Source organism: Paraburkholderia sp. SIMBA_054 (genome assembly GCF_046534875.1).
GTDB lineage: Bacteria > Pseudomonadota > Gammaproteobacteria > Burkholderiales > Burkholderiaceae > Paraburkholderia > Paraburkholderia hospita.
Genome location: NZ_JAWRXV010000112.1, coordinates 1 through 15350, shown reverse-complemented (window position 1 = coordinate 15350; position 15350 = coordinate 1). Strand labels below are relative to the sequence as shown.

At 62.9% G+C, this 15350-nt stretch carries 11 protein-coding genes and 1 pseudogene; 5 read left to right on the top strand and 7 right to left on the bottom strand.

Annotation, left to right across the window (positions count from 1 at the left end; genetic code table 11):
- The first annotated feature begins 254 nt into the window (after positions 1-254).
- Positions 255-938, top strand: a complete 684-nt coding sequence (locus tag SB822_RS53050; protein WP_410858574.1) for a DUF6675 family protein — start codon at positions 255-257, stop codon at positions 936-938.
- Between the two features lie 863 nt (positions 939-1801).
- Here the strand turns inward: SB822_RS53050 and SB822_RS53045 are convergent.
- A pseudogene (locus SB822_RS53045) lies at positions 1802-1954 on the bottom strand (porin); the annotation flags it as partial.
- A 43-nt stretch (positions 1955-1997) separates the two neighbouring features.
- On the bottom strand, positions 1998-2660 hold the full coding sequence (locus SB822_RS53040; RefSeq protein ID WP_410858573.1) for a response regulator: 663 nt from the start codon (positions 2658-2660) through the stop codon (positions 1998-2000).
- Between the two features lie 144 nt (positions 2661-2804).
- On the opposite strand from SB822_RS53040, the gene SB822_RS53035 reads away from it, so the two are divergent.
- From SB822_RS53035 to SB822_RS53025, 3 genes are read left to right on the top strand one after another with little or no spacing between them, the layout of a single operon-like run.
- Positions 2805-4238 (top strand): TolC family protein, encoded by a 1434-nt coding sequence (locus tag SB822_RS53035; protein ID WP_410858572.1) that lies wholly within the window; start codon positions 2805-2807, stop codon positions 4236-4238.
- Complete coding sequence (locus SB822_RS53030; protein WP_410858571.1) at positions 4228-5358, top strand: efflux RND transporter periplasmic adaptor subunit; 1131 nt, start codon at positions 4228-4230, stop codon at positions 5356-5358. Before SB822_RS53035 ends, SB822_RS53030 begins: the two co-directional genes overlap by 11 nt.
- Positions 5355-8432, top strand: coding sequence for an efflux RND transporter permease subunit (locus SB822_RS53025; protein ID WP_410858570.1), 3078 nt, complete (start codon positions 5355-5357; stop codon positions 8430-8432). The genes SB822_RS53030 and SB822_RS53025 overlap by 4 nt, the downstream gene beginning before the upstream one ends.
- A gap of 1049 nt (positions 8433-9481) precedes the next feature.
- Here SB822_RS53025 and SB822_RS53020 read toward each other — a convergent pair.
- From SB822_RS53020 to SB822_RS53000, 5 genes are read right to left on the bottom strand one after another with little or no spacing between them, the layout of a single operon-like run.
- The gene (locus SB822_RS53020; protein WP_410858569.1) at positions 9482-10474 is read right to left on the bottom strand and encodes an ABC transporter permease; all 993 of its coding nucleotides are present in this window, start codon (positions 10472-10474) and stop codon (positions 9482-9484) included.
- Positions 10471-12132: an FtsX-like permease family protein gene (locus SB822_RS53015; RefSeq protein WP_410858568.1), complete on the bottom strand. Its 1662-nt coding sequence runs from the start codon at positions 12130-12132 to the stop codon at positions 10471-10473. Before SB822_RS53015 ends, SB822_RS53020 begins: the two co-directional genes overlap by 4 nt.
- Positions 12129-12845, bottom strand: coding sequence for an ABC transporter ATP-binding protein (locus SB822_RS53010; RefSeq protein ID WP_410858567.1), 717 nt, complete (start codon positions 12843-12845; stop codon positions 12129-12131). The genes SB822_RS53015 and SB822_RS53010 overlap by 4 nt, the downstream gene beginning before the upstream one ends.
- Positions 12838-13500, bottom strand: coding sequence for an ABC transporter ATP-binding protein (locus SB822_RS53005; RefSeq protein WP_410858566.1), 663 nt, complete (start codon positions 13498-13500; stop codon positions 12838-12840). Before SB822_RS53005 ends, SB822_RS53010 begins: the two co-directional genes overlap by 8 nt.
- A gap of 1 nt (position 13501) precedes the next feature.
- Positions 13502-14089, bottom strand: a complete 588-nt coding sequence (locus SB822_RS53000; RefSeq protein WP_410858565.1) for a hypothetical protein — start codon at positions 14087-14089, stop codon at positions 13502-13504.
- A gap of 827 nt (positions 14090-14916) precedes the next feature.
- Here SB822_RS53000 and SB822_RS52995 point away from each other — a divergent pair.
- Positions 14917-15297 (top strand): hypothetical protein, encoded by a 381-nt coding sequence (locus SB822_RS52995; protein ID WP_410858564.1) that lies wholly within the window; start codon positions 14917-14919, stop codon positions 15295-15297.
- Positions 15298-15350: the final 53 nt, after the last annotated feature.

The window sequence follows — 15350 nt, the reverse complement described above, 5'->3', positions numbered from 1 at the left end:
TTCTATTCGTTGGTGGCGTAAGGACTCCTTGTCATCGCGGAATTTTCTTGCCTTGCCGCCATTATCGCGACACAACCATACGATCTACGTCAAGTTGTTGGTCGAGCCGCTGATGGGAGGTAAGTACGGTGAACGTTGCGCGTCCTCGTGGTACGCATAGCCTGAGGGCAGCCGCCTGCTGCGCGACGCTGGTGGCCGCCGCCGGCTTCGCCGGGGCAACCCCGCTGCCAACGCCGCCGTGCGGGACACCGCCGGTGCCGGCCTACGAGTCGCTGGGCGCGCAACCTGCGATGGCGATCCTCCGCGCCGAGGACCTCGATAAAGGCGTGTGGCGGCCGTCCTCGTGCACCGGATGGCCTGCCGCGTCTCATTCCCGGGTTGTCGTCGCGCTCGCAGGCCTGGTCCGCGTCGCCGACGGTCCGGAGACGCTGTTGGCACGGGCCGGGGCGGTCTCCACCCTGCGCTCCGTGCGCTACTGGTCCACGACCGACAAGAAGTGGCGTCCGTTGTTCCTGGATGCAGCAGCGCTGGCCGGACCCGCCGAGGGCGCGGAACGGCGGGGTGATTTCCGCCCGTCGGAACTGCAAGCCGGTCGAACCTTTTACTACTGGGTGGACGACAGCCGCTCCGGCCCCTTGGTGTACCGGGTGCGGGTGCTGGAGCGCAGTCCGCACCGGGTGGCGCTGGCCGATGAAAATGTGTCGCCGGTCCGTGCGTTCGGACTGACGCTGTTTCAGCCGGCTGCGCTGCAGACGGTGGTGTTCGCACAGCGCCAGGCGAACGACGTATGGGGCCTGTACATTCTCGTGCGCATCGACCGACAAACCAGCAGTTTCATTGCGAGCGGGCACGAGGCATCTACGGCGAACCGGGCGCTGGCACTGTTCCGGCACCTGGCGGGCGTCCCGACCGACGCGGATCCACCGGCCGTGCGATGACCTGGATCGTAAGCGCGTGATCGTGACGCGACAAGCCTTTCGTCGATGCATCAACCGCCAGCGGCGCCCCGCGCGCTTTCGTGCAGTCCCCGGCTGCGGGCACGATGTACGCCTCGCATTTCGCAGTGCTGTTCGTCTTGGTCGGGAGCTGTCAGTGGGAATTCAATAGTCCCATTTGTGGGAACTGATCCACCCCATCAGACCACGAACAGTTCGCGCAAAGGGGGTAAATGCGAGTTGCCGAATCTTCATATCACAGATTCCTTACTTTGTTGTTGGAAAGCATCAGTGGGCTGAACCATAAGTGTAAGACATGTCAATTCCGTGTCGCCTTCGGGACTGCACCGGGAGGAGAGGCAATGATATAGTTCGGCCGATCGCCTTTGGCAGCGAGATGCAAGGCTGCGGCAGCGCAAAGGTCGCTTCATCGTCGTCTGCCTGCACCGGCCAGACCTTGACGTGTCACGGATCAGTGACTTCTGGAAATGTGTGAATCAAGAGATCGGGGGTTGCATGGCAATTTCCCCAGAGATCTGAAATCTCCCGTCTCGCCGGGCTTGATTGCGAGACCTAAACTTTCTTAAACCAAAAGGATCCCACCACGATTGGCGGGCAGACGCCTGTCACCGGTTACCGTGCGGACCGCAGGAGTATGACAGGAGTACTCCCACATCCGTCAGGACTCGCCAGGCTCAAATCCCGTCTCGCGCCCAAAGAAAATCGCGGCTTCACGATTGGCAAATTTGATAGCTCACTGCGCTGGTTTCCTTCGACGCGAACGCAACATCAGGAGGCGTCATTTCTCCTTCGTCGTGCACAAGAATCGCCGGTGAAAAAGCGACCGACGCCCGTCTGGTTGAACCTTAGAAGCGCGTGCGCATGCCGATGGTGGCGACAACCTGGTTCGCCGTCGACGATGCGCCGCCCGACGTGTTGATGAACGCGACGTAGCCGTGTCCGATCGCATGCTGATACATCGCTTCGGCGTACACGTCCGTGCGCTTCGAGAACGCATACTAAACAATTGTGGAGGGTCAACTTCCAGGAGTTGTGCGCGCCTCACGCGATCTTCCTGAGACGATACCCTACGCCGCGCACCGTCACGATCCGTTCAGCGCCAATCTTTCGTCGCAAGGCGTCTATACTCACTTCGATAGCATTGCTGCCGATTTCATCGTTCAGGTCGCAAACCTTCTCCTCCAGTTCTGAACGGGTGAAAACGCGAGCGGGTTCTTCGATCAGCGTCAGTAGCAGGCGGAACTCGCACGGTGCCAGATCGATCGCCTCTCCATGCAGGGTCGTCCCAAAAGAAACTGGTTTCATCACGAGACCATCGTACGCGTAAGCTTCCGCCGTCTGCACCGTTTTGCGACGCATCAGCGCGCGTACGCGCGCCGTGAGTTCATCGAGGTCGAACGGTTTGACCAGGTAATCGTCTACGCCTGCGTCCAGTGCGCCAATACGGCTTTCCACCCCGTCCCGCGCCGTCAGGATAATCACGGAGGCACGGCCGCCCCTGTTTCGATACTCGTGAAGCAGGTCGAAACCGTCGGTCCCTGACAGGTCAGGATCGAGCATAATCAGGTCATACACTTCGCCACCCAGCGATATCGCGGCGTTGCGAACGCCACTCACCCAATCAACGACATACCCCGCGCGTCGCATCGTATCGACGACTGGCTCGGCGAGCATCTCGTCATCCTCCACCAGCAGCAAATGCATGGCGCCATGTCTCCTGTACCGACCTGCATTGTCCGCTCCGTCCCTTAACGCGCGCTTAAGCGTCTCTTAAGTGCCTGCTGCCGACAATCCACGGGACTTTCGGACGCAATCTGCACACGAAAGTCATTCGTTCAGGAGCATGCTTTGCCTTTTTACTCCGCCGCCCATTTCGTGCGTGTGCGCATCGGCTCAGGACGAACACGCGTGGCGGCTCTCACGGGCGCTTACGCGCTGATGCTGTCCGGCTGCACGTGGTATCACCGCGAACCGTTGTCACCCAATACGACGAGCACGTCGGCCACGCAGGTCGAGCGCGTTCAGATCGACCCTTCCCGTATGCCGTTGCCAGAACTTGCGTCGCATCGCTTTGATCCTTCCGATGGCTTCGACATCGAAGAAGTCGCGATGCTTGCAGTCGCCAACAACCCTGCATTGAAACTGGCACGCGACGAATTGCATATCGCGTGTGCGCAGGCCTATTCGGCAGGTCTGTTGCCCGATCCGCAGTTGAGCATCTCGAGCGACTACCCGGGCGCGCTCGGCGCGACGCGCGCGTTCAACTACGGCATCAGCATGGACGTGATGGCGATTGTCACCCGCAGCGCGAACAAACAGTCAGCCGATGCGACCATCGCCAAAACCGATCTGGGTCTGCTCTGGCAGGAATGGCAGACCGTTGCGCAGGCCAAGCAGCTTTTCATCAAGTCGCGTTTTCAGGCGCAGACACTGCCGCTTTTGCAGCAGCAGCGCGACCTGACGCGCATGCGTTACGGGCGCATGGCGCAGGCGCAACGCGACGGCAATCTGACGGAAGACTCGCTAACGGCGGCGCTCACCGCGTATTCGGATGCGAACCGTCAGTACGCCGATGCGCAACGCGCGGCCCAGCAGACGCATCACGACCTGAACGCATTGCTGGGACTCGCGCAGGACGTACAGCTGCAATTGACCGGCGGCGACAACGACACGCCCATGGCCGACGATACGCTCGACGCGGCCCTGCGCGCAATACCCGAACGCCGTCCCGATCTGCTCGCGCTACAGGCAGGCTACGAGGCGCAGGAACAGAAGTATCGCGCAGCGATCCTGAGCCAGTTTCCAAGCCTTTCCGTCGGTTTCGTGCGCGCACGCGACACGTCCAACATCTACACGAGCGGCTTCCAGATCAACCTGAGCCTGCCCATCTTCAACCGTAACCAGGGCAATGTGGCGATCGAGCACGCGACACGCCAACGTCTGCGGGACGAGTACCAGGACAGGCTCAACACGGCCTTCGCGGACGTTGCGCAAATGCGCGCCGACACCGCGATCCTCACGCGCCAGCTGCAAGCGACGCAAGCGGCGCTGCCCGATGTCGACAGCGCAGCGAAGCACGCCGCAGATGCCTACGCGCAACACAACCTCGCGCTGGGCGCGTATGTCGATGCGCAAAGCGCGGCTCTCACGAAACGCATCGACGTGGCGACGCTGAGCGAGTCGCTGGCCGAACAGCGCGTCGGATTACAGGCGTTGCTCGGCAGTGCGATTCCCGACGCCTACTCCCCCGATCGAACCTTCACCGAATCTCATGCGAAATAACCGCACGCGGCTTCTTCGTGGCGCTAGCGCCGGAACGGCGTCCATATCAGCCGTCATCGCGCTCGTTTGCACGTCCGCCTACGCGGACGATGCGCCCGTCACCACCGTGCAAACCGTCACGCCCGCGCGTGGCACGATTGCACGGCCTGTTCATGCATACGGCGTGGTCGCGGCTTCATCGTCAAACGTGACGACCGTCGACCTGCCGTACGTCGCGCGCATCGAACAGATGCGCGTGCAGGCCGGCCAGGCCGTTGCGCGCGGCGCGCCGCTCTTTGTCGTGCAAGCCGATCCTGCCGCCGTCGTCACGGCGGCGCAGGCGAAGAGCGCAGCGCAGCTCGCGCAGGACGAACTCGCGCGCACGCAATCGCTCTACGACAAGTCGCTTGCGACGCAATCGCAGCTCGCCAGCGCGCGCAAGGCCGCGCTCGACGCGAAGCAGGCGCTCGCCGCGCAACAGCAACTCGGCATCGGCAACGGACGCACGACCATCGTCGCGCCGCATGACGGCGTCGTCACGCAAGTGTCCGTTGCGCAGGGCGACCAGGTGCAGGCGGGCGCGGCAATCCTGCAACTGTCGGCTGGATCAGGCGGCGGCGATACGCGGCCCAACGTGACGCTAGGCGTCGAACCCGCCGACGCCGCATCGATTCATCCGGGCGACGCCGTCACTGTCAGCGGCCTGTCGACGGCGCTTCAGACCGCGCGCATCACGGGACGCGTCGCGATGGTCGGCGCGTCCATCGATGCGCAAAGCCAGCTCGTCAATATCGGCGCAAGCGTGCCGTTCGGGCAAAGTGCGTTCATTCCTGGCACACGCGTGAGGGCCGACATCGCGACGCACGCAGGCACGCACTGGATCGTGCCGCGCAGCGCCGTGCTGAGCGACGCACACAGCGACTACGTGTTCCAGACGGGCAGCGACAACACCGCGCATCGCGTGAACGTCACGAAGATCGTCGAAGACGGCGACCGTTATGGTGTCGATGGCCCGCTCGATGCAACACGGCCGCTCGTCGTCGTCGGCAACTACGAGTTGCAGGACGGCGCGCCCGTTCGCATCGATGGCGCGAAGCAACCGGCTGCGGGACACGACGCAAAGCAGGGAACGCCCCGATGAACTTCGGCCAGTGGATGCAAAGGCATCGGCGCTCGTTGCTGTTCGTCGTCGCGCTGCTTGCGATCGCGGGCGCGCTCACTGCGTTCCGCATGCCGATCTCGCTGTTCCCGAACGTCGCGTTTCCGCGCGCCGTCGTCTCGCTCGACGCCGGCGACCGTCCCGCCGAACAGATGGCGACGCTCGTCACGATGCCCGTCGAGGAAGCGCTGCGCCGCGTGCCGAACGTACGCGACGTTGAATCGAAGACGAGCCGCGGCGCCGCCGAGATCTCGATCAACTTCGACTGGGGCACGGACATGGCACAGGCGACGCTGCAGGCCCAGTCGGCTATTAGCGAGATTCTCGCGACGCTGCCGCAAGGCACGTCGATGCAGGTGCGCCGTATGGACCCGACCGTGTTCCCCGTGCTCGCCTACAGCCTGACGTCACAGAATCAGTCGCAGTCGGCGCTGCGTGATCTCGCGCAATTCCAGTTGCGCCCGTTGCTGTCGTCGGTGGAAGGCGTGGCGCGCGTCGACGTGATGGGCGGCGCACAGGACGAATTCGAAGTGGCAATCGACCCGGCGCGCCTCGCCGCATACAAGCTGTCACTCGCGGATGTGTCGAAAGCGATTGGCGCGAGCAACGTGCTGATGGCGACGGGTCGCATCGAAGACCACTACAAGCTGTATCTGGTGATCGCGAATACGACGATCACGCATATCGACGAACTGAAGCGCGTGGCCGTATCGTCGAATGGGTCCACGCAGATCCAGTTGGGCGATATCGCCACGGTGCAGCAGGGTGTCGTGCCGCAATGGATGCGCGTGACGGCCGATGGCCAGGAGGCTGTGCTCGTCAACATCTTTCAGCAGCCGGGTGCGAACAGCGTGGCGATGGCGCACGCGATCCACGCGAAGCTCGCCGACTTCCAGCACAAGATGCCAGCCGGCGTGCATCTCGCGAACTGGTACGACCAGAGCGAGCTGGTCGTCGCGTCGGCATCGAGTGTGCGCGACGCGATCATGATCGGCGTCGTGCTGGCCGCAATCACGCTGTTCGTGTTTCTGCGCAACTGGAAGATCACGGCCATTGCCGTCGCGCTCGTGCCCGTCGTCATGGCAGCGACGATCCTGCTGCTCGACCTGTTCGGCATGGGCTTTAACATCATGACGCTCGGCGGCATGGCAGCCGCCGTCGGCCTCGTCATCGACGATGCAATCGTGATGATCGAGCACATCGTGCGGCGTATGCGCGAAGCGGGCGCACAGGCGTTTCATGGCCGCGTGATGGCGGCAGCGCTCGAATTCACGCGGCCGCTTGCGGGGTCGTCCGCGGCGACGCTGATCATCTTCGTGCCGCTCGCGTTTCTTTCCGGCGTGACGGGCGCGTTCTTCAAGGCGCTGTCGGTAACGATGGCGAGCGCGCTCTTCATCTCGTTCGTCGTCACGTGGCTTGCCATACCGATTCTGTGCGACCACTGGCTCAAGGCGAAGGACGCGGAAGAACACAGGGAAACGCGCCTCGCGTCGTGGATGAACAGGCGCTACGCGTATCTGATCGAGCATGTGACGTCGAAGCCTTTGCTTGTGCTGATCGGCGTCGTGCCGCTTGTCGCCGCCGCGGCGTTTGCGTTCACGCAGGTCGGCAGCGGCTTCATGCCGACGATGGACGAAGGCGGTTTCGTGCTCGACTATCACACGGCGCCCGGCACATCGATTGCAGAAACCGACCGGCTGATGCAGCAGATCGAGGCAATCGTGCAGTCCAATCCGAATGTCTCGACGTATTCGCGCCGCACGGGCGCGGGTCTCGGCGGCGATCTGAACGAACCGAATCGCGGCGACTTTTTTGTGCGGCTCAAGTCGGGCAATCGCGAGCCGATCGAAACGGTGATGGAAGAAATCCGCTCGCAGATCGAAAGCCATGTTCCTGGAGTGAGCGTAGAACTCGCGCAGCTGATGGAGGATCTGATCGGCGATCTGACGGCCGTGCCGCAGCCCGTGCAGATCAAGATCTACTCCGACGACCAGGACACGCTCGATGCCACCGCGCGCAAGGTCGCGGCGCGCATCGGCAAGATTCCGGGTATCGTCGATGTGAACGATGGCATCAATCCGGCCGGCGACGCGCTCGAATTGCGCATCCGCCCTGATGCGGCCGCGTCTGAAGGGATGGATGTGCAGTCGGTTGCCCAGGCTGTCTCTGACATGGTGGAAGGCAGCGTCGCCACGCAGTTCCAGAGCGGGCCGAAAACGGTTGGCGTGCGCGTGAGGGTCGCCAATGCGTTGAGCCTCACCGACACGCAGCTCGGCCAGTTGCTCGTGCGCGCGCCGGACGGCCATCTGTTTCCGGTTGCGCGTGTCGCCAACATGGTCAAGGTCACCGGTCAGCCTGAAATCAGCCGTGACAACCTGAAGCGCATGGTGGCCGTTACGGCGCGCATCGACGGACGCGATCTGGGCTCGACGGTCGCCGATGTGCAGAAGGCGCTTGGAGAACCGCAACTGCTGCCGCCGAGCGTCTACTACGAGCTGGGCGGCCTGTATCAGCAGCAGCAGATCGCGTTCAGGGGACTCGTTACGGTGTTCGGCGCAGCCGTCGCGCTCGTGTTCGGCCTGCTGCTCTTTCTCTATGAGCGCTTCCGCATATCCCTCGCAGTAATGGCGATGCCGCTGCTCGCAGCGGGCGCGGTGTTCATCGGGCTGTGGAGCACGGGCATCGAGCTGAACATCTCTGCGATGATGGGCATGACGATGATCATCGGCATCGTGACCGAGGTCGCCATCTTCTACGTATCGGAACTGCAGGGACTCGTGCGCGACGAAGGACTCCCGTTCGAGCGTGCGCTCGTCGAGGCGGGCCGCAACCGTCTGCGGCCGATTGCGATGACAACGATTGCGGCGATCCTGGCACTGCTGCCGCTCGCGTTCGCCCTGGGCCAGGGTTCCGCGATGCAGCAGCCGCTCGCAATCGCAATCATCTCCGGGCTCATCGTGCAATTGCCGCTTGTACTGCTCCTGCTTCCTGTGCTGCTTCAACTCATGATGAAGCAACGCTCGAGCCCCCATCAAAGAGCAGATGATAAAGCTTAAGCCTCAGTGCACACGTTGCTTGCCGGCGCGCTATCAAAGCCGCGCCCGGCAATGCTTTCCGTTCGGCAATCCGCTTCGCGGCTCCGGCCCGCTGCCCGCTGGTCGAGTTACCGTGGATCTTCCCGTTGCACCCGAAAGATCCCGACACCACGTTGCGGGTAAGCCAAAAGGCTACAGCGCCGTTCAGGTCATGCGACGACTACAGCGCTCTTGACGCTTGTTCCTTTGCGAGAAGCCGCCGAGCCTGAAGGTCGCCACGATTCGCCTCTTGCGCCGTTTGCACCGATGTCTCGGTTGCTTCAACCAGCGCAGCACGCGCGGCGCCGCTGATGCTCACAGTGTATGACGCCGACGGCGTCGAAGACGATGCCTTATCGGCTGAGGATGCAGGAGCGACAGACTGTGTCGGTGGACCTGCGGTTAAGGACTGCGTCGAATTCTGACCGACTGCCTGGATTGACATGGTTCTCTCCAAAAGTTACGCCGTAGTTCGGCAGACGGTCTAACGGCACTCGGAACTGAACACTTGACAAGTATATTTTTCAAAAAGTGGAGCGCGGTTAAGCCTTTCTTAATGTTCGATCGGGTGTCGATCGTGTCTTTCTTGCCCTGATCGTCATGCTGGTCACGCTTCACACGTCTGCGCGAGTCCGTCAGGGCAACGCAGAAAATGTGTAGAGCCCTGTCACTTCGCCTTGCTGACACAGGCACAGCACTTTCCAAATGGAGAACTTCTCATGAAGCGACACAGCATCATTCCCGTCCTCACAGTCGCCATCGTCTCTGCATTTGCGATTTGCAACACGACTGGCAGTCCCGCTCGCCAGCGCGTTATCGCCTTGTCGCCGATCTCGTTGGCGACCGCAGCGACACAGGCGTCTAAGCTGGGCGATCTGTCGGGGTTTCGGAGCATCGCAGTTGATAGCCGGATCAGGTACACGAGCGATCGCCAGCGGTGCGGCTCCACGCAAATTCGGCCGGCGTGCTGAGGTCTCACACGGGAGTTCGCGAGCGCGGCCTGGCGGTGCGATCCGGCGGGTACGTTTCAGCTAACTGCTTCTCAGGACCTCGAGGTGGGGCTTCGTCACGAGCACCTGGATGCAGCCGATCGCCACCGCGCCGCACACCAGGCCGGTCACTACGGTGGCCATCAGATAGACAACCGGTATCGAAAGCATGTCGGGCGGTGGATCGAAGGCGCCCGCGAGCATCCTGACGAGCACTGCGGCCAGACCGATTCCAGCAGTCAGACCCAGCACTGCGCCCAGTCCGACGACAGTCAGCCCCTCGCTCCACAGGAAACTTCGTGTTTGCCACGGGCGGGCACCGAGCGCCGCCAGAATGGTGAAGCTGCGACGGCGTTCGGCCATCCCGAGTCCGAGCACAAGTCCCGTTGCGACGGCGATCATCAGCACCGCGAATCCCAGTTCGAGACGTGTGAGGCCGCGCAGGTCGATGGCCGTCAGGCTCGAGCTGATGATCGCCTGCGTCTGGCCAAGCGTCGTCACCTTCATCTCCGGCATGGGGGCCGTCGCGACGCGTGCAGCCTGGGCGACGCGATCCGCATCTGCCTTCACCCGTATCAGGACCACCTCGCCGGCAGCCGCGCCTGTCTGCTGCGCGATGTACCCCGCATTCGCCACGAGGAATGAATCTTTGGGCGCTGTGGGAAATTCGTGCACCACACCGATGAGGCGAAACGGAACGACGTGGTATTGATGGTCCACCATGCTCTGTAGTCGCAGATTCAGCTGATCTCCGGGCTTGAGCTGGTAGTCGGCCACGGTCTCTTCCGAAACGAGCACACCGTCCGGCGTCGCAGCCAGCATTGCAAGTGTCTTTGCCGCATTGTGGCTGGCGAAATACGCATCGGAAAGCGTGGTCGCGCGGCCGATGCGAGCTGCGTCGATCCCAAATAGATCCTGCAGATCAGCGCCGACATACGCGTAACGATGCATCATCGGTTCGGCGTCGGCCACGCCGCGAATCGCGCGCAAGCGCGCAAGAAGTCCGGCAGCGGGTCGCGCGGTGGTGCCGGTCACGGTGACATCGGCACCATTGGTGAGTTCGGCGTCGACGCGAGACTGCGCGCCGTAGGTTTCGTTGAAAATCGCCGTGGACGTCGCAAACGCGAAGGCGAGCGAAACCAGCGCCACGCCCCTTGCGAGCCGGTCACGCTCCCGCGCCATCGAGCGGCAATCAGTGGCGCGACCTCATGGCCGAGCGGTGCAGCCATTGCAGCGACGCCACGCTGCCCGCGGTTCAACAACAGGCGTGTCAGCCGGATCCACAGCAGACCCGCGGCAATCCATAGGCAGAGCGGCGCGACGAACGTCTCGTAATGAATCGCCGTCTGCGGCACGCCCTCGGGCGCAAGCACAAGCTGATAGCCGTTTTGCCCGGAACCGAGGAATACGCCGATGCCCAGCGCCAGCAGCGCGACGTCGACATACAGCCGCTGCCACAGCGGGCCTGCGCTGCGTGCGTTCCCCAGTCTGGACCGCAGCACTGTCGACGTTGTCGCCTGGCGCCAGGCCGGAACAACAAAAGCCACGACCGCCACGATCAGTCCCAGCAACGCGGCGCCACCAAACCACGGCAGCGCAGGATGCCAGTCGCTCACCTGCCAGTCTGCCCTGGCAAACGCAAGCGCGAGTGCCACGCCCGCGATCAGTCCCAGGCCACCTGTCACCATTGACTCGACCCACGCGAGCCGCACGACAAGCAGAGCTGATGCGCCGCGCAGACGGAGCAGTCCCTGTTCGCGAAACCGGCGCTCAGCTCCCGTATCAGCTACCGCGAGTGTCATCAGCAGCGCGAGCAACACGCCAGGTGCGCCGAGAAAGAGGAAAAGCACCTTCGCGTAAATCGCATCGGCGCGCACCGCATCGAGCTGCGCCGCCAGATTGTTTGCGACCGTCGCGCGACCGGCGACGCGGGCCTCGAAGCTGTTTGCGGCGCGTTGCACGTGGATGAACGCTGCAACCGGATCGGGCGGGAGATGCTCGCGCGCGATCCTCACATGCAGTTGGGACACGATCGTGTCTGGACGCGCCTGGCGCTGGGGATCGAATATATGGTGCCACAGGTTCGTCGGCATGATCAGTACGTTGTCCGGCGGAGCGTGTGGCGCCAGCCCCCTTGGCTGGCCGACCGCCTGGAAAGTGGCATCCTCGTTTGGCAGCGCAACGACGCCGGACAGTCTGACCTGCGCCGGCGGAACGCCGATGCGTACGATGCTCACCGTATCGCCCGGCGAGACGTGCAGGTTGGCCGCCGTCTGCGCAAGTATCAGCACGCCATCAGGTGAACCCAGCAGCAAGCGCAACTGACCCGGAAACCCGGATGCGTAGCGCTGATCGACGCCAAGCACCTTTCCGGGGCCGGTCGTCTGCGTGGTATCGCCCGTCGTCGCCGCGAATCCGGCGGTATCCGCATATTCGACCGGCTGTATTGCGGTGTATGCAGTAGCGGCGCCGACATCGGCAATCAGGGCCGACACGTCTTCGCCATTTGCCGCCTGAATCTGCCAGTCGACGGATACACTGGCCGTCGCACGACGCGCCATGGTTTCCGATGATGACACCACGAATGCGCCGAGCGTGGCAAGCAGCCCCACCGTCAGCGCGAGGCCAGCCACTGCACCTGTCAGACGGGCCGCGCGGCCCGAAAAGATCAGCCTGATCCACAGTGCCGTCATGGCAACTCCGGACCGCCCGCTCGCACCCCGGGGTAACCTGCGTGCGGCATTCGCGCGTCCGGGATATGCAGGCGTCCGTGCTCGAGATGCCAGGCCGCGTGCATGCGTCGCGCAATGGAAGCATCGTGGGTGGAGACGACGAGTGCCATGCGGGTTTCGTCGACTGCCGCCAGTAACGCATCGATCGTCTCCTGTGCCGTACGCTGATCAAGTTGTCCAGTCGGCTCATCAGCGAGCAGGAGCCTCGGTTGCATCGCCATCGCCCGCGCAATGGCAACGCGTTGCGCCTGCCCCCCCGACAGTTCGTGCGGCAGTCTGTCCGCTATGCCTTCGAGGCCGAGGGCACGCAGCGCGCCTGTTGCCCGCTGGCCGGACGGCTCGCCGATGCCGGCGAGCCGCATCGGAAGTTCGACGTTCTCCCGGGCGTTCAGAGTCGGCACGAGGCATGGCGTCTGAAAAACGACGCCAATCTGCGCAGGGCGTAACGTGCCCTGGCCCCCCAGCGCGGGCCAGGCGAGGTCGCCGCCCGTTGGCTGGTCGAGACCGGCAATGAGATGGAGCAGTGTCGACTTGCCGCTGCCGGAACGTCCGACGAGCGCAATGCGGTCGCCACCGCGAATACTGAACGAAGCCTCCTGCACAGCGTCGATCAATGCACCACCCTGTCGAAACCGGCGTGTGAGCCCCACGGCATGAACGAATACATCAGGCATCGGCGATTCTCCCGTCCCGCAACTGGAGGAGCCGATGCGCCTCCCCACTGATTGCGGCGCTGTGCGTAGCGATCAGTACGGCGGTACCCTCGGTGCATTCGTCATGCAGCAGTCTGACGATGCTCGCCTCCGTGCGTGCATCAACCTCGCCGGTCGGCTCGTCGGCCAGCAGCACGGCGGGCTTTGCGGCTAGCGCAACGGCAAGTCCCGCGCGCGCGAGTTCGCCGCCCGAGAGCTGATGAGGACGGGCGTCGCGCCGTTCGAGGAGTCCCATCCGGAACAACAGCAGTTCGATGCGATGCAAGTCGATGCGGCGCGCAAGTCGCATCGCCAGCAATATGTTGTCGACGACCGTCAGCGTCGGAAACAGGTTGTCCGATTGCATCATCACGCCGATCGATGCGGCGCGCGCGCGTGCGCGCTCAGCTTCCGGTTTGCGCGTCAGGCACTTGCCGAGTAGCTCCACGTATCCGCCGTCCGGTTCGTCAAGCCCCGCGAGACACGCGATCAGCGTCGACTTGCCACTGCCCGATGGACCTGCGACGGCGACCATTTCGCCCGCCTCAACAGCAAGACTTACGCCACGCAGCGCCAGAGTTTCGGCCGCGCCCGCGTGGAAAAAACGAAACACATCGAATGCAGCCAGGACCGGCATGTCACTGCCAACTGAAGCTTCGCGCCATCAGTTGCCACTGGTCGGCGTTATCGGCACCGGCCGGTGCGGAAAGGGTCAGCGTGGCAAGCTTGCCGTCCTTCCAGAAAAAGTAACGCTCACTGTCGAGACCGATGACCTTGTTCGTGACCGGATTGCGCGCCGACTTCGACGCATAGGTGACGACGAACGCGTTGCCCGATGGGAGCTGCGTGGCCCTTACGCGGGAGACATGGACATCGTTGCCGGACTGCTGAAGTTCGCGGATTTCATGGGCCCGCACGTCATCGAGCGTCAGGGGCAGCCCACGCGAAGTCACGGCCACTGAGATGCGGTTGTACTTGTCGGCAAACTCGACGGAGTTCAACGTTTCTCGCCGCGCCCATCCCTCAGGCACCTTCAGCGAAAAGCCGAGCGGCGACCGGTACGTGACAAAGACCTGGTTGTCGGGAATATCGCCGGGCGGATTCTTCTCAACGACCGTCGGTGGCTGCGCTACCGGCATGATCTGGGCGCGCACTTCAGCCTGCGACACGCCAGTACGAAAGACGGCGCAGCACGCTGTCAGCAGAGACACGGCGAGGGTCTTCATCAGGGCATTCCATTGAGGAGACAGTGCGGCTGAAATACACAAGGAACAGGTATCAGAAGCGCCTGACTGACCCGCAACTCAGCACGACGACCGGGACACGCGTTCATGCTAGGCCTGGAATTCTTAAAGCATGCTTACCGCGGGAGCTTTTGTGTAGGCATTTCCGTGGGTCGCCCCGAGTGCTATCTGCCCGTGGCGGACTCCTGCGGCGCTGCGTCGGCGATCGATCTGCGCTGGAGATACGGTCCCTTCTGTGCAGGTTATCCACATTTTCTGTGGACAACCCTGTGCAAAGTTCAGGACGTCACCAACTCGGCGTAAATACCCGCAGGAAGCGCTGCTCGATAGAACCTTCCCTGCAGATGGAACAACGGCACTGGCTTTGGCGCCCGATGGACCAGCACGGCCGTATTGATTCGCAGCTCCTCAACAGGCACGACCGGCGAGCGAACGCTTGCCGGCCATGAAGAGACAGCCGCAAAGGCCCGCCGGTTGACTGAAGTTCGATCGAATGCAGCCATTACACTCAAGCGATCAGGCCACCACGCGACCGGCGAGGGTGTCCAATACGGCGGATCTAGCTAAACAAGTACATGCAGCCGGTCGCACCGCTGGATGCAAGCTGTCCAGTCGAGATGTTCGATGTCCGACGCACAGGGCTGCTACTCTTGTATTGAGTGCACGACGTCCAATGCCGTGGTGCCTTTCCGCACGGCTGTGCCGGACTACCGCGCTGCGCCTGACGCCTGTCACTATTTCGAACGCCGAGCTGAGCGTGGTCATCTCGATCCCGCTCCGCGCGAGTGCACTCACCCCGGAGAATTCTGATGAGCGAGAAATCCTCCTCCGACGATCTCGGAGACTCGAATGAAACGACCGAAGCGACGCTCACCGCACTGACAACGCAGATCAACGAGTTCGTCAGCGCAGGGACGCTCGACAGCCGGTGCGCCGCCAAACTGATCAAGCGATTGAAAAAGGAAGCTGAGGCACTCGGGGAAAGCGGCAAGGCAACGAAGACGGGCCAGAAGGAGCTAGAAAAGGCTTTCGGCACTGTCGATGCGGCACTGTGCGATCACGATGCGAAACTGCTGGTCACGGCTAACGCGGTGTTGCGGGCGACAGACGAGGTAGCCAGTCCCAGGAAGTCATCGGAACGAGAGCCTGGCGCGTACGGCATCACCCGGCCATGTGCGGTCGCTGGGTAGTGCGACAGCTCAGCCGCTCCAACGTCTTATCGCCTTCGTCAACAGCCGCTCAA

Bases quoted from the DNA above. Each gene is read 5' to 3' on its own strand.
- SB822_RS53040 (WP_410858573.1), bottom strand. From the start codon at position 2,660: ATGCATTTGCTGCTGGTGGAGGATGACGAGATGCTCGCCGAGCCAGTC.
- SB822_RS53030 (WP_410858571.1), top strand. From the start codon at position 4,228: ATGCGAAATAACCGCACGCGGCTTCTTCGTGGCGCTAGCGCCGGAACG.
- SB822_RS53025 (WP_410858570.1), top strand. From the start codon at position 5,355: ATGAACTTCGGCCAGTGGATGCAAAGGCATCGGCGCTCGTTGCTGTTC.
- SB822_RS53015 (WP_410858568.1), bottom strand. From the start codon at position 12,132: ATGACGGCACTGTGGATCAGGCTGATCTTTTCGGGCCGCGCGGCCCGT.
- SB822_RS53010 (WP_410858567.1), bottom strand. From the start codon at position 12,845: ATGCCTGATGTATTCGTTCATGCCGTGGGGCTCACACGCCGGTTTCGA.
- SB822_RS53005 (WP_410858566.1), bottom strand. From the start codon at position 13,500: ATGCCGGTCCTGGCTGCATTCGATGTGTTTCGTTTTTTCCACGCGGGC.
- SB822_RS53000 (WP_410858565.1), bottom strand. From the start codon at position 14,089: ATGAAGACCCTCGCCGTGTCTCTGCTGACAGCGTGCTGCGCCGTCTTT.
- SB822_RS52995 (WP_410858564.1), top strand. From the start codon at position 14,917: ATGAGCGAGAAATCCTCCTCCGACGATCTCGGAGACTCGAATGAAACG.